The organism is Rhizobium ecuadorense, assembly GCF_001187535.1.
Lineage (GTDB): Bacteria > Pseudomonadota > Alphaproteobacteria > Rhizobiales > Rhizobiaceae > Rhizobium > Rhizobium ecuadorense.
The window spans coordinates 1-326 of record NZ_LFIO01001635.1 but is presented as its reverse complement, the minus strand read 5'-3'; the positions used below and the strand labels follow the sequence as shown (position 1 = coordinate 326).

The following is a 326-nucleotide window of genomic DNA, read 5'->3' as shown; positions in this document are numbered from 1 at the left end:
TCGGTCGGCACACGCTTGACGCTGTCCATGACCATCAGTACCTGCTGGAAGAAGGTTCCGATAAAGATGATGACGAACTTCTGGATATCGCTTGTTCCTGCCCACAGAATGGTCAGCGGAACGAAGGCGACAACCGGCATGTAACGAACGAAGTCGACAAAGGGCTCAATAGCCGCTTCCCACGTCTTGAAACAGCCGATCATGATCCCGATCGGGATCGCCAGGGCCGATGCAATAAAAAATCCGACGAGCATGCGATAGATGCTGATCCCGGCATCCGTCCACAGCGTGCCATCGACCGCCAGTTCCATCATCTTGGCCCACAC

The 326-nt window shown here is 54.9% G+C and carries 1 protein-coding gene; it reads right to left on the bottom strand.

Annotation, left to right across the window (positions count from 1 at the left end):
* On the bottom strand, window positions 1-326 hold a 326-nt coding region (locus AF337_RS32835; RefSeq protein ID WP_425287908.1), incomplete at both ends, for an ABC transporter permease.